The organism is Gammaproteobacteria bacterium (assembly GCA_028819075.1).
Classification (GTDB): domain Bacteria; phylum Gemmatimonadota; class Gemmatimonadetes; order Longimicrobiales; family Gaopeijiaceae; genus BD2-11.
Window position 1 is genome coordinate 1 of sequence record JAPPMM010000048.1, and the last position, 13,339, is coordinate 13,339.

Below are 13,339 nucleotides of genomic sequence, written 5' to 3' on the forward strand. Positions count from 1 at the left end.
CGCGAGGCAGGTCTCTACCAAGAAAAGCGGCTTCCGCTTGACATGGATACTGACGCGGAGCGGAGCGCATGGGCGGTGCGGGAGAGGATGAGGGAGCGCGAACAGACACGGGAGCGGGAGCGCGACCGGACCATCACCCGCATTCCCATCCGGCCTCCCCGGCCCCGAGGCCCCGAGCGCGGCGGAGGAGGGTTCGAGCGATGACCCTTGCCATGTCGGCAGCGCGATGTGACGCCGTCATGCAATAGGCGCGGTCACCAGAAACCCCACTCTAATCGATCTTCCACCGCGCGGTCACCGGAAACATCCCGAAGCGGAAAACCGAAGCGTTGGCGACGATCACATCCAGCGATGGGCAGTCAGGTCATGACTGCCTATCAGCTAAGCTATCTGAGCTTTTCCGCGAGCGGGCGGCCACACCGTATCGTGACGGCTCGCGCTCCCACACCACCCAGCTTTACCCGCAATCGTCGGAGTTTTCTCTGCTCTTCTCTGTGTATTCGCTTCCCGTGAGCGATCACCGGAACGAGTTCCCAGTCGCGCAGATCCGATTGCCATGCAGACAGAGGTATGGCATCCACTCCACCTTGAAGCTGTTGCACAGCATGCCCGCTCTCGACTCTTCCGCCCTTCAGTTCGATCGGTACGATCCAGGCCGGGGCACCTTCCGTTACGAGCAGATAGTCGCAGCGCGTACGGTGACGCAACCCCGGCATGCGATCGCAATCGAGATCGACCATGACCCGGTTCCTCGGCACACCGTCTAGTCTGAGTGTGCAGTTCCCCTTCTTGCATTTTGTCGCGAGACAAGCAGGGTCGACATGTTGCCGCACGCGCTCGACGAGACTGGTCATCACAGCGAACTGTGTTGCTGCCGATTATGGATGCGTGCACCCTCGTTGTAAAGCGCCTCGCTCACTGCGTCATGGTCGGTCGGGAAGAGTCCCGAGTCAGGATCAACCCCCAGTTTCTTGACGACGGAGCCACCTCGCTTGGAGTCGCGTTCGAACAGCCACACCCCAACATCGTCGGCATCTATCGCGATGCCCGATTCTTCGATCCCCGTGCGCTTTTCTGCCGGAAGTGCGTCCAAGATGACTCGGTTCGCAATCTGCTCCAGAAACCACTCGCTGTGGGTCGTGACCACGACCCGGCAGCCACCAAGCACCCAGCGAATCACTTCGCGGGCGAGGACGGTTTGAGTTGCTGGATGCAAGTGAGCCTCGGGCTCGTCAATGATCAGTAGGTCACCGGGGCGCACCAGGTATCGAAGATAGAGGACGATGGAGGCCAACTCAGACACCATTGAAGATGTTCGCATCAGTGGCAGGTCCCTCGTCCAGCCTGCTGGACGATACAAGATATGTGGGAATCTGGTATCCGAATCCTCGATGCGGACCTCGCCTTCCAGAACAGCCTCTTCGAGGTGTTTGGCGAGCAACCAACCTGTGGGATCCGCGTCCGTATCGTCGCCCGCCAATCGAACGAGTTGATCCAGAAAGTCGACCGCCACTCCGGACAGAAGGGCATCAGGTCCTGACGAGGCAGTAGTGGCTCGGTGTAGTAGAGAACTCACCACCACATCCCGGCAATGTGACATGCCCGCGCGGTCGCTTGGCAGATAGTGGACACCACCAGCGCCGAGCGGTCGAATGAGCCAGCTTCCTACCGTCTCGGTCAGCAAGTGAAGAACGTGGTGCATGTACAAGACGTGGTCCAGTCCTTTCGCAGGAGGCAGTTCTGGATGTGATGGCCACTGCTGTCCAAGCCGCAACGCGTGTCGATGGAGTGACCGCGTGTGGACCGAATCGACTTGGTCGTTCGCGAGGTTCGAGCGCCCTTGGATGTGGCCCGCAACCACAAGGCCGTCCCCATTCAACGCGATGCCGTATCCGAAGACCCCCTCTCCTCCCGTTCGGGGAATCTCGATCTTGATCTCGGCGTGAGCGGCGCCCGTCTGCGGCTGGCGAACGAGGTCCTGAACTCGGGCGACTCCAAAACACCGTGCGAGCTCTGTTCCCAATCTTCGGCCAACCCCGGGCGCGGCTTTCAAGGAGGATCGCACATAAGACTCTGCACTTGGCGGAAAAGCCGGCAGACTGGGTGCCTCAGCTGGAGCACTGGCGATCGCCTTCGCCCACTCGCCGACTTCCCCCAAACTGAAGAGGTCAGGATCAGGGGCGTCCCGATCCGGAAGATCGGCGAACCTCCCTCGATCCCGGAAGCATCGATGCAGGGCGTATACCAGAGTAGCCAAGTACGACTTCCCCGTGTTGCTCGGACCGACCAAGACAGTGAGAGGCAGCAGGCTCAGATCGGCGGCAGTGATTGGACCGAAATCCTTCACCTTCAGCTTGTAGCTAGGCCCCGCAATCCTGCGGGTGTCCGAACCGTCCATGATTCCTCCTGTGGATCAGCGCCGCTCACAGCATGCTGCCATGCGCCTGCCGATCCAGCCAAGTCGTTCAAGCATCCATGGCCCCCAATCTACCATCCTCTCCCAACGAACCTCAAAGGAATCCGAGCCAGCTCACCGGTTACGGCCATACGCCAACCGCGAGTCCGCCCTCCACAAGATCGATGGCCATTGGGGCCCCGGTGCCACGAACGGAAGCGCCGCTACTCGCTGTCCCAGCAACGATGAGTTGTCGGCTCGTTCCGTGCCGATCGCCAAGCGTGCTCGGCACGGGAAGATGGTCGGCCATGTCGCCACGCCCCCGCGGCGCCTCTAGTTTGACCGCCTTCGCCTTCGCCCACCGACCCCGGACCCAAGACCTCACATGCTCGATCACGTCGAACCTCGCCGCGTCACCGTCGGAGACCGCCGGGCCAAGCTCTATCTCGGGCGCGGCCCACTCGCTCTCGAAGTTGTCGTGGTCGCGTTGGACGGGCGGCCCCGAATCGCGGATCTCAGGGCGATGTTCCAAGCGCGGTCCGGGCGGCGTGCCGCGCCGGTGTTGATCGTGGCTCCATGGGGCGGAGGGCGGGCGGCGTTGTGTGGCCCGACCGAGCACAACCCGGTCGAGCATCGGGACCTGCCGGTCGAGCAGGTCGAGGCTGTATGCGGCAAGGCATTGGAGGCGGATGGACGGCACACGGCGATCCGGCTCCTTCATCGGCTGCTTCCTGCATTGGACGCGCCGATCCCCGGCCTCCGCAACGGCGGCCTCTTCGCGATGCAGGAACTTGAGCGGGGAGTTCCGTCGCGCGGGGACTGGGCGCTCGCGACCGAGGAGGCGCGCGGCGTCCGAGCGCTCCGGGGACGCGCGTTGATCGAGGGTCTCGGGTTCGCCACCGAGGAGCTTCCCGGACCGGCGATGCTGCTGCTGGCCGGGGACCGCAAGACAGCGGTGGCCGTCCTTCTGGACCGGCCCGAGGAGATCGACTCCGCGAGCCCGAGGTTCGACGGCGTCTCGCCAGTGTCCTACGCCTTGGCGCAGGCCGACCGGGAGAACCTGGACTGGGTGGTCGCGGTGGCGGGCGGCACGCTCCGCCTCTATCCGGCCAAGCCGGGCGTCGGCACGGGCCGACGGGGACGTTCTGAGACGTTCATCGAGATCGATCTCGACCTCCTTTCGGGCGATGACGCCGGCTATCTTTGGCTCCTGCTGTCTGCGCCCGCGCTGTCGGAGGGCGGAAGCGTCGGAGACATCCTCCGCACGAGCGAGGACTACGCCGCGGATCTCGGCGGTCGTCTCCGTGAGCGGGTCTACCGCGAAGTGATGCCGTCGCTTGCCCGCTCCGTTGTGGCGGCGATGTATCCAGAGAGTCCAACTGCGGGCGATCTCCAACAGCCCTACCAAGCGGCGCTTCGCATTCTCTACAGGCTTCTGTTTGTCGCATATGCCGAAGACCGTGGCCTGCTGCCCCTGCACGCCTCGCGGAGCTACCGCGAGCACTCGCTCAAGCGGATCGCCCAGCGCCTCGGCGAGGCCCGGCGCAAGGAAATCGAGTTCGGCGAACAACCATCCTTCTGGTCGGAGGTCACGCAGATTTGGGCGGCGGTGAGCCTCGGAAACCCGGAGTGGGAGGTGCCGGCGTACAACGGCACGCTGTTCGCCTCCGAGGCGTCGGTCTCGAAGCTCGGAGCCCGGATCGCGGCTCTCTCGCTCCCGGACCGCGAGTTCGCGCGGGCGCTCGCCGCACTGCTTCTCGACCGGACGGCAGAGGGAACCGAAGGACCGGTGGACTTCCGGTCACTCGGGATCCGCGAGTTTGGAACGATCTACGAGGGTCTGCTGGAGAGCGAGTTGTCGCTCGCCGAGACGAACCTGACGGTGCACGCCAAGACCGATGCCTACCTTCCGGCCAAGCCCGGAGACAAGATCGAAGTGTGCGCGGGCGAAGTGTATCTCCACAACCGCTCTGGGACGCGGAAGTCCAGCGGGTCCTACTACACCCCGGCCTTCGCCGTCGAACACCTTCTCGACCGGGCGCTCGAACCGGCGCTCGACGAGCACATCGAGCGGCTCGATGGGATGCCGGATCGGGAAGCGGGACGGCGGTTCTTCGAGTTCCGTGTCGCCGACATCGCGATGGGCTCCGGCCACTTCTTGGTCGGCGCGGTGGACCGAATCGAGCGGCGCCTCGCCAACTATCTTGCCGCACGGGCGTTGCCTGACGTGCGCGAGGAGTTCGCACGGCTCCGGCGAACGGCGGAGCACAAACTTGGGCCAGACTGGTCCGGGGATCCGATCGAGGACATCCAACTGCTCCGCAGGCAGGTGGCCCGCCGCTGCATCTTCGGCGTGGACATGAACCCGATGGCCGTCGAACTGGCGCGGCTGTCGCTCTGGATCCACACCTTTGTGCCGGGGCTTCCGCTTTCGCTCCTGGACCACAACTTGGTCCGGGGCAACTCGCTCGTGGGGATCGCATCGTTCGAGGAGGCATCGGAACTGTTCGAGGCAAGCGGCAATCTCTTCTCGTTCACGGCATCCGAGCGGCTCTATGCCATCGAAGAACCGCTCGGAAAGCTCGCCCGGCTTACAGACGCCAACGATGCCGAGATTCGCGAGGCGCGGGAGCTCTATGAAAGGATCCAGAGGAGGATGAGGCAGGAGCGTGATCTTCTCACGCTGCTTACGGCCTCGCGAACGAACAGCGACATACGCGAGAAGATCGTGCAGGGACAGGTCGCGACGCGCTGGGAGGAACAGGGCGACACCTTTCGGGTCGAGTTGATGGACAAGGGGCACGAGGAACTCGATGGGCTCGACATGCTCCACTTTCCGCTTGCGTTCCCGCACGTCTTCCTGGGTGCCCGGAACGGGTTCGACGTCATCCTCGGCAATCCGCCGTGGGAAAAGCCGATGGTCGAGGAGCACGCCTTCTGGGCCCGCCATTTCCCCGGTCTGCGCTCACGTCCGCAGCGCGAAGTGGAGGTGCTCACGAAGCAGTATCGGACGGAACGACCCGATCTTGTCGTGAGACTCGACCAAGAGCGACAGGCTGCCGACCGGCTCCGATCCCTTCTGATCGCGGGGGCCTACCCAGGCATCAGTGCGGGTCACCCGGATCTCTATAAGGCGTTCGTGTGGAGATTCTGGGACTTGGTTTCGACGGACGGTGGCCGAATTGGGGTCGTGCTCCCGCGCTCGGCGCTCGCCGCGAAGGGAGGCGATGTGTTCCGTAAGCGGATCCTCCAGCAGGCCGAGGCAGTGGACCTGACTATGCTGGTGAACAATCGTGAGTGGGTGTTTCCCAACGTCCATCCCCAGTACACCATTGGCCTGACCGCCATCACGCGCCGCAAGAGGGGCCGGGAGCCAGAACTGCGGCTGAGCGGACCGTTTCCGAACCTGAAGGGGTTCCGGACCAGTGCCGGGAAGGAGCCGATCCGCTTCCGCGGTCGAGAGGTTGAGGCGTGGAACGACACCGCGTCGATCCCGCTGCTTCCGTCGGACGAGTCGGTAGAGGTGTTTGCGCAACTTCGGAAGAGCCCGCGTCTCGACCTAGACGACGGGTCCGGGTGGAGGGCCAGACCGGTGCAGGGAGACCTTAACTCCACGACCGGCAAGCCGTACATGGACTTCAAGTCCGAGTCCCGCCCCGAGGGCTTCTGGCCGATCTACAAGGGGGCGTCGTTCGACCTTTGGACCCCGGACACGGGGACCTACTACGCATGGGCGGACCCGAAACGGGTGCTTGGGCACCTTCAGGCCAAGCGCGAACGGGCGAATAAGCGGTCCGCGTTCTCCGAGTTTGACGATGAATGGCGCAAGGACTCTGCAACCCTGCCCTGCCGCCGCGTCCGGATTGCGTTCCGCCGTATCGCTCGGGCGACGGACAGCCGAACTGTTCGAGCGGCGCTCGTCCCGTCCCATACTTGTCTCACCGACGTTGCTCCGTACTTCCTCTGGCCACGGGGAAACGAGAGAGATGAGGTGTACCTGCTTGGAGTCCTCAGTTCCGTGCCGCTCGACTGGTACGCCCGACGTTTCGTGGAGACTCACATGGATTTTCATGTGCTGAACCCGTTCCCCATTCCGCGACCGGATGCGGAAAGCCCGCTCCGGAGCCGTGTCATTGCTCTCGCCGGCCGGCTCGCGGCCGCGGACGACCGCTTCGCGGAATGGGCCGGGACGGTCGGCGTGGAATGCGGCCCGCTCGACGCGGACGAGAAAGACGACCACATCCGGGAACTCGACGCCATCGTGGCTCACCTCTACGGCCTCACCGAGTCGCAACTCGTCCACATCTTCGAGACGTTCCACGAAGGCTGGGACCATGAGGAACGGCTGAGGGCCACTCTGCACCACTTCCAGACCTGGCAGGGTGACCGATGAGCCACCCGGAGTTCGTGGACAACCTGGACGGCAACACCCTCGAACGGGCGCTCCGCGAGCGCCTCGAACACCTGCTCGGTACGCTGCGCGAGGCGCCCGCGGCGTCCATCGCGACGGGCTACTTCAATCCGGGGGGCTTCGGTCGGCTGGCGGACGTGCTCCGTCGTACTGCGGGCGTGCGCCTCTTGCTCGGCGCCGAGCCACTGCCCGCCGCACGGCTTCCAGAGCGTCGCCTCGGCGATCCGCGCGGCGAGCGATACGAGAAGAGGCTGGCGGACGAGGAACTCGACGGTGCGGAGCGCAAGCTCAGGCGGGACCGCGACCGACTCCCGTTCTCCGAGCCGAGCCGAGCGTCCGTGCGCGAGCTTCTGGATTTCCTCGACTCCGGCAAGATCGAGGTGCGCCGCTACGAGCACCGCTTCCTGCATGGCAAGGCATTCCTGTTCTCCGGCAAGCAGGGGGTCCTCGCCGGGTCGTCGAACTTCACGCTCGCGGGGCTCACGTCGAACCTTGAACTCAACCTCGGCCAGTACCAGCCCGGCGTCGTCGAGAGAGTCGAGGAGTGGTTTGACCGGCTTTGGAACGACGCCCGTCCGTACGATCTCGCCGCCATCTACAGGGAGCAGTTCGCCGAACACCCTCCCTACCTGATCTATCTGCGCGCCCTCTGGGAGCGCTACGGCGGCGAACTTGAAGAGGAGGCGGGGGACTCGGGCCGGATCCGGCTCACGCGCTTTCAGACCGACGGCGTGTTCCGGGCCAAGCGAATCCTCGACCAGTACAACGGCGTCCTGGTCGCCGACAGCGTGGGGCTCGGCAAGAGCTTCATCGCCGCCGAGATCTTCACCGAGGTCATCGAGCGCAACCGCCAGCGGGCGCTTCTGATCGCACCGGCCCAGCTCAGGGACGGGATGTGGAGGCAGTTCAGAAGGCGCTACCAGGTCGGCATCGAGGTCGTGTCGTTCGAGCAACTCGCGGGCGACCGCCAGCTTGGCGAGGGGGACGGGAGCGCGTTGGGCTCCAGGATCGGCGAATACTCGCTGGTGGTGATCGACGAGGCACACGCCTTCCGGAACCCGGACACGAAGCGTGCGCGCGCGCTCCGCCAACTGCTGCGGGGAGACCCGCCCCGGAAAGTTGTCCTTCTGACCGCGACGCCGGTGAACAACTCGCTCTGGGACCTGTACGACCTCCTCACGTACTTCGTCGGTCACGACGCGGTGTTCGCGGACCGGGGCATCCCCTCGCTCAAGGAGCGGTTCCGGCAGGCCGACAAGGAGGACCCGTTCTCGCTCAGCCCGGACACCCTGTTCGACATCCTCGACGCGACCACGGTGCGGCGAACGCGGCACTTCGTTCAGCGCTTCTACCCGAACGACAACTTCCGGCTCAAGGACGGAACCGAGGTCACGATCCGGTTCCCGGACCCGGTGGTCCGCTCGCGTAGCTACGATCTGGACGAAGTATTACCCGGCTTCTTTGACGAGTTTGCGGAGGTTCTGGACGCCGGGGAGGGCGAGCCCAGCCTCACGATGGCCAGATACTGGCCGACCCGTTACCGCCGACAGGGAGCCCCGGACGCCCGCGAGACCGCCCTGGTGGGGCTCATCCGCTCCGGGCTGCTCAAGCGGTTCGAGTCGTCGGCGCGGGCGTTCGTCCAAACCGTGAACAGGATGGTCGCCGCGCACGACCATTTCGTGCGCGCGGTCGAGGCCGGCGTGATTCCGTCCTCCGATTCGCTGGCGGCGCTCCGTGAGACCGATTCCGACGAGGCGTGGGAGGAGCTTCTCAGCGAAGGCGAGCCGGTCGACGACGACCTCGACACGGCAAGGCTCATTGAAGACGTGAGATCGGACAGGGCGCTCCTCGAACGCCTCCGGGTCCGGGCATCCGCGATAAGGGCGGAGAACGACCCGAAGCTCAAGCTCCTCGCCGGGGAACTCGCCCGCATCGCGGCGGAGGCTGAGCGGACGGGCATCTCCGAGCGCGACATCCGCAACCGGCGCAAGGTGCTCGTGTTCTCCTACTTCGGCGACACCATCGAGTGGATCGCCGGGCGCTTGCGGGAGGTCGTGGCGACGGATCGGCGGCTCGCCAGCTACCGTGGCCGCATCGCCGTCGTCAGGGGAACCGATTCGTTCGACGGGATCACCCGCAGCGACGCCGTGTTCGGGTTCGCGCCCGAATCCACGGAAGCCCCGCCGTCGCGTTCCGAGGACAGATACGACATCCTCGTCACGACTGACGTGCTGGCCGAAGGAATGAACCTCCAGCAGTGCGGACGGATCATCAACTACGATCTGCCGTGGAACCCAATGCGGCTCGTGCAGCGCCACGGGCGCATCGACCGCATCGGCAGTCCCCACGAGAAGGTGTTTCTCACCTGCGTGTTCCCCGACCGCCAACTGGAAGCCCTTCTGGCCCTCGAAGAGCGGATCCGCAGGAAGCTGGCACAGGCGGCGGCCTCCATCGGACTCGATCAGGTCGTCATTCCGGGCGCGGCCCACACGGAACACGTCTTCGCGGACGATCGGAAGCAGATCGAAGCGCTCCGAAGGGGCGACTCCTCTCTCTTTGAGCGGGGAGGCGAGGGCGTTCATGCGCACAGCGGCGAGGAGTACCGGCAAGAACTAAGGAAGGGAATCGAGCGCTGGGGCGACCGGATCCGAGACTTGGCGTGGGGGGTCGGCTCGGGATTCGTGGGCGGAGCCCGCACGGGCCACGTCTTCTGCGCCCGGGTCTTCGACCGCGTGTTCATGCGTTTCGTGCCCGTGGGGCCGGACGCGGAGATCGAGCGCGACACCCTGACCTGCCTCGGAATCCTCTCATGCACCGAGCACACCGGGCTTGCACTGCCCGAGCGGTTCGCGGAAGCAGCGTTCAGTGCCTGGAAGCGCGCCCGCCGCGACATCTACGAGGAATGGATGCGCGCCACGGATCCCGCCACGCTCCAGCCCAGCATCCGCCCGCTTTTCCGGGCCGCCGCCGACCATGTCCGCATGCACCCGGCCGCCGGGCTGTCCGTCGAGGAGCGGGACCGGTTGGCCGACGCCCTCGAAGCGCCGTGGGGGATCCGTCAAGAGCGGCGGCTCCGCGAAGTGTTCGCGCCCGACGAGGTCGCCTCCGGAGAATTGACGCGCAGGATCGCCGATGTCGTGAACGAACTCGGGCTACAGCCGTGGAAGCCTCCCGAGCCGCTCGATCCCATCGAGGAGGACGAGGTGAATCTCGTCGTCTGGATGGGCGTCATGGAGGCCGAAGCCTGACGTTACATGCCCTTGTGCCAGAGCATCTCAATCTCGTCGGGACCCTCGCCATACCACACGGGCGACGACGTGAAGAAGCCCAATGCCTCTCGGTGTATCCGGGCAACAGCTACGAGTTCGTACTCTTCGGGAAGGTCCTGAAAGGGAGCGAGGTCCAATACCTCCCACGCATGCTCCTCTCGATGACGATAGACAGCCCGCACTCTCCCGACTCCCGTTTGCTCAAGACGACAGGCGTAGCAAAGCCCGAGGACGGACTCATCGGCCATGATCTCGCCGCAGCCGGGACACTGAGGGTCGTCCTCGGCTGCCACCAGCGGTCGGCGTCTCCATAGTACTTCAACACTCTTGGGCACCTCACTCCGAAGCACATCGTCAGCACTGTAGCAGACATCATCGACCATGAGAATCTTGCGGGCGGAAGTGTCGACTGAGGAAAACCATAGCCCCCAGAATCGGCCTGACGGAAGCTCCCTCATGATTGGGGCGATATCGGCGTCGTCGGGTAGACGAACCGCGGCTAGCAATTCGCAATCCTCTGGCGCTTCAGGTAACCAAGGCCAATCGAAATACGCCTTGTCCTCGCCGCTCCGCCTTACAGCGTAGATGCCCCTGATGCTACCGCCGAGCCCTGGAATCCCGGCCCGGCAGCACTCACATAGCCATTTGCAGATGCCTGTGACCTTAGAACACCGTAGCTCGATTTCTTCACGACAGGAGGGGCAATAGGCGTTCCCGCAGCACTCGCATACCCACGCGCCCGCACCTTCCTCGGCCGTGCGGTCATGGAGTTCTCCGTCGCACGCCGGACACCACTTCGACATCTCCCTACGATTCGGCCATGGCCCGAGGGGTCTGCGCGCTCAGCACCTCGAGCCCGAGCGAGAAGGGCTGATCGATGGCGATACGGTGGAGGAACAGCCGCACGGCTGTCGCCGCGGTCAGCCGCTTAAACGTGGGCGCCTTCCGCTTGATCTTGGTGTCCACTCGGACGTGCAGCATCCGGGTGTGTGTTGTCATTGCCACGTACTCCGGCATCTCATTTGCGGACCTTCGTATCATGCCGACGGTCGGATCGGGCGGCTCCCCGGCGAGGAGGGAGGCCGCCTGCCTCATTTCGACCGGCATTCATGGGGTGCTTCCAGCACTCCTCGACCCTATTGGAACTCCGACCGACCACCGCAAGATAACACCGGGGCAGGGCTGCTGCCCCGCTTCCGTTCGATACCAGTGCATCTGCCTGGCGGATGATCTCACGATCCGGCACCCTTGCGCCTTCGAGCGCCAAGGAATGGCGCAGACTTCACAGCCCGCCCGCGTCGGCTCACCCACCCGACATTCCCGCCATCTGATCGCGATTCTCCCACAGATCACGCACAGCGGAATCAGGCGTGGCACAGCGGCAGGAAACGCAGATCGTGCAATCCTGTATGACTTTAGAAGATCTCCTGCCGTGATTCAGCCCTCGGGTGTTCCGCCTACGCGGCTGAATTGGCGCGGGTGTCGGTATGGATCGGCGAGATCCAGTGGATGCGGATGAACGGGTTTCCGGGCTCGCGCGAACCGATCCTCGACCCTTTGGAGACGATCGAGTGCCGCGACGCGATACTGACGCCGGACGGCGGGGAACCGGACTGGCCCGATACGGACGTCATCATCGGCAACCCGCCGTTCCTGGGCGGCAAGCTGCTCATCTCGAATCTCGGCGAGGAGTACATCTTGACCCTGTTCCGGGTGTACGAGGGGCGTGTGCCCCGCGAGGCCGATCTCGTCTGCTACTGGTTCGTAAAGGCCGGTGAACGCTTGAACGGCAAGGCCGCGAAGCGGGTGGGTCTGGTCGCGACGAACTCGATACGGGGCGGAGCGAACCGCAGAGCGCTCGAAAGAGCGACGGGCGGCGGGGCGATCTTCGACGCGTGGAGCGACGAGCCATGGGTGATCGACGGCGCGGCCGTCCGCGTCTCACTGGTGTGTTTCTCGGCGGCGGACGGAGAACTTGCGCCGGATCGCCGCCTCGACGACGAGGCGGTGGACGAGATCTACACGGATCTGACCGCCCGCCGGGGCGAATCGGGCCTCGACCTGACCAAGGCGAGGCGGCTGGCCCGGAATGTGGGCGTGGCCTTCATGGGAGACACCAAGGGCGGCCCGTTCGACGTTCCCGGCGACCTGGCCCGCGAGTGGCTGCGGCAGCCCGCCAACCCCAACGGTCGCCCGAACTCCGATGTGCTCAAGCCGTGGATGAACGGCATGGCCATCACCCGGCGCTCCGCCGACAAGTGGATCGTCGATTTCGGGTGGACGATGGAGGAGGGCGAAGCCGCCCTCTACGAATCCCCGTTCCAGTACGCCAAGGAACACGTCCACCCCATGCGACAGCGGAATCGCCGCGAGTCCTACCGCCTCAACTGGTGGCGGCATGTCGAGCCAAGACAGGGCATGTGGAAAGCCCTCGGCGGACTGCCCCGGTACATCGCGACGCCGCGGGTGTCCAAGCACCGCCTCTTCGTATGGTTTGACATTCGAGTCTGCCCCGACAGCGCCCTGATCGCCATCGCGCGCGAGGACGACACCACGTTCGGGATCCTGCACAGCCGGTTCCACGAGGTCTGGTCGCTCCGCTTGGGCAGTTGGCTGGGCAAGGGGAATGACCCGCGCTACACGCCGACCACGACCTTCGAGACCTTCCCGTTCCCGGACGGTCTCACCCCGGATATACCCGCGAGCGATCACGCGAGCGATCCGCGCGCCCGAGCCATCGCTTCGGCGGCGCGGCGCCTCGTCGAACTCCGGGACCGCTGGCTCAACCCGCCCGAGTGGGTGGAGTGGATGGAGGGGCCCGTCGTCGGCTATCCCCTGCGTCCGGTGCCCCGTGACAAGCAGGCGGCGAGCGCGCTCAAGAAACGGACCCTGACCAATCTGTACAACGTCCGGCCGCAGTGGCTCGTGGATGCCCACGCCCAACTCGACGCCGCCGTGGCCGCCGCCTACGGCTGGCCCGGCGACATCGCGGACGACGCGGCTCTGCGCGAACTGCTCGCGCGAAACCGGCGCTGATCCCGCCATCGGGAGTCAGCCGCCGAAGACGGGTCCACGGCGGTGGACCACGGACCGGATGGCGCACGGCTTTGACGTGTGCCGTCCGCCCGCGAACCGAGCCCCAAGCTCGGAACAGAATGGGGGTTCGAAGGGGGAGCGGACCCCCCCTCGGCAGCCTCCGTGTCATACACGGGACTCCCCACCATTTGTCAACACTTCCTGAGGCGGGGCTGTAACCCCGCGTGG

Annotated in this window: 7 protein-coding genes; 4 read left to right on the top strand and 3 right to left on the bottom strand. The window is 65.0% G+C overall.

Features of this window, described 5'->3' with window-relative positions; all coding sequences use genetic code 11:
* Positions 1 to 204, top strand: a 204-nt coding sequence (locus OXU32_13070; protein MDE0074882.1) for a hypothetical protein, incomplete at its 5' end; no start/stop codon positions are given.
* Positions 205 to 853: 649 nt separating this feature from the next.
* On the opposite strand, the gene OXU32_13075 is transcribed toward OXU32_13070, so the two are convergent.
* Positions 854 to 2,398, bottom strand: a complete 1,545-nt coding sequence (locus OXU32_13075) for an AAA family ATPase (GenBank protein ID MDE0074883.1) — start codon at positions 2,396 to 2,398, stop codon at positions 854 to 856.
* Positions 2,399 to 2,780: 382 nt separating this feature from the next.
* Here OXU32_13075 and OXU32_13080 point away from each other — a divergent pair, with 382 nt between their 5' ends.
* Complete coding sequence (locus OXU32_13080; protein MDE0074884.1) at positions 2,781 to 6,788, top strand: hypothetical protein; 4,008 nt, start codon at positions 2,781 to 2,783, stop codon at positions 6,786 to 6,788.
* Positions 6,785 to 10,054 (top strand): phospholipase D-like domain-containing protein, encoded by a 3,270-nt coding sequence (locus OXU32_13085; GenBank protein MDE0074885.1) that lies wholly within the window; start codon positions 6,785 to 6,787, stop codon positions 10,052 to 10,054. Before OXU32_13080 ends, OXU32_13085 begins: the two co-directional genes overlap by 4 nt.
* A 2-nt stretch (positions 10,055 to 10,056) precedes the next feature.
* Here the strand turns inward: OXU32_13085 and OXU32_13090 are convergent, their stop codons facing one another.
* Positions 10,057 to 10,581 (bottom strand): hypothetical protein, encoded by a 525-nt coding sequence (locus tag OXU32_13090; GenBank protein MDE0074886.1) that lies wholly within the window; start codon positions 10,579 to 10,581, stop codon positions 10,057 to 10,059.
* 301 nt (positions 10,582 to 10,882) lie between these two features.
* Positions 10,883 to 11,074, bottom strand: a complete 192-nt coding sequence (locus OXU32_13095; GenBank protein MDE0074887.1) for a hypothetical protein — start codon at positions 11,072 to 11,074, stop codon at positions 10,883 to 10,885.
* A gap of 516 nt (positions 11,075 to 11,590) precedes the next feature.
* Here OXU32_13095 and OXU32_13100 point away from each other — a divergent pair.
* On the top strand, positions 11,591 to 13,111 hold the full coding sequence (locus OXU32_13100) for a hypothetical protein (protein ID MDE0074888.1): 1,521 nt from the start codon (positions 11,591 to 11,593) through the stop codon (positions 13,109 to 13,111).
* The last annotated feature ends 228 nt before the right edge of the window (positions 13,112 to 13,339 follow it).

Bases quoted from the DNA above. Each gene is read 5' to 3' on its own strand.
- OXU32_13075 (MDE0074883.1), bottom strand. From the start codon at position 2,398: ATGGACGGTTCGGACACCCGCAGGATTGCGGGGCCTAGCTACAAGCTG.
- OXU32_13080 (MDE0074884.1), top strand. From the start codon at position 2,781: ATGCTCGATCACGTCGAACCTCGCCGCGTCACCGTCGGAGACCGCCGG.
- OXU32_13085 (MDE0074885.1), top strand. From the start codon at position 6,785: ATGAGCCACCCGGAGTTCGTGGACAACCTGGACGGCAACACCCTCGAA.
- OXU32_13095 (MDE0074887.1), bottom strand. From the start codon at position 11,074: ATGACAACACACACCCGGATGCTGCACGTCCGAGTGGACACCAAGATC.
- OXU32_13100 (MDE0074888.1), top strand. From the start codon at position 11,591: ATGAACGGGTTTCCGGGCTCGCGCGAACCGATCCTCGACCCTTTGGAG.